Raw genomic sequence first — 812 nt, 5'->3', positions numbered from 1 at the left:
GGTGATGCTGCCAACTTACTGATTTAGTGTATGATGGTGTTTTTGAGGTGCTCCAGTGGCTTCTGTTTCTATCAGCTGTCCCTCCTGTTCAGCTACTGACGGGGTGGTGCGTAACGGCAAAAGCACTGCCGGACATCAGCGCTATCTCTGCTCTCACTGCCGTAAAACATGGCAACTGCAGTTCACTTACACCGCTTCTCAACCCGGTACGCACCAGAAAATCATTGATATGGCCATGAATGGCGTTGGATGCCGGGCAACCGCCCGCATTATGGGCGTTGGCCTCAACACGATTTTACGTCACTTAAAAAACTCAGGCCGCAGTCGGTAACCTCGCGCATACAACCGGGCAGCGATGTGATTGTCTGCGCTGAAATGGACGAACAGTGGGGCTACGTAGGTGCTAAATCACGTCAGCGCTGGCTGTTTTACGCGTATGACAGGCTACGGAGGACAGTTGTGGCGCACGTTTTCGGTGAACGCACTCTGGCCACACTGGAGCGTCTTCTGAGCCTGCTGTCGGCCTTTGACGTGGTGATATGGATGACGGATGGCTGGCCGCTGTATGAATCCCGCCTGAAGGGAAAGCTGCACGTAATCAGCAAGCGTTACACTCAGCGCATTGAGCGACATAATCTGAATCTGAGACAACATCTGGCAAGGCTGGGACGGAAGTCACTGTCGTTCTCAAAATCGGTGGAGCTGCATGACAAAGTCATCGGGCATTATCTAAACATAATACACTATCAGTAAGTTGGAGTCATTACCCAGCTCAGTATGAGCCGCCAGTAAGTGATAATATATGATAAGTG

General features: G+C 51.4%; 1 protein-coding gene. It reads left to right on the top strand.

Going from position 1 to position 812, the window contains the following annotated elements; genetic code table 11:
* The first annotated feature begins 55 nt into the window (after positions 1-55).
* Positions 56-753, top strand: a protein-coding gene (locus A7589_RS01700) for an IS1 family transposase (protein ID WP_235613305.1) whose coding sequence is annotated in 2 segments (ribosomal slippage) — positions 56-305 and positions 305-753 — 699 coding nt in all. Because the reading frame shifts where the segments join, the coding sequence is not laid out codon by codon here.
* Positions 754-812: the final 59 nt, after the last annotated feature.

It is taken from the genome of Escherichia sp. MOD1-EC6475 (assembly GCF_003046645.1).
Taxonomy (GTDB): Bacteria; Pseudomonadota; Gammaproteobacteria; order Enterobacterales; family Enterobacteriaceae; genus Escherichia; species Escherichia ruysiae.
This window is presented reverse-complemented; position numbering and strand designations above follow the sequence as displayed.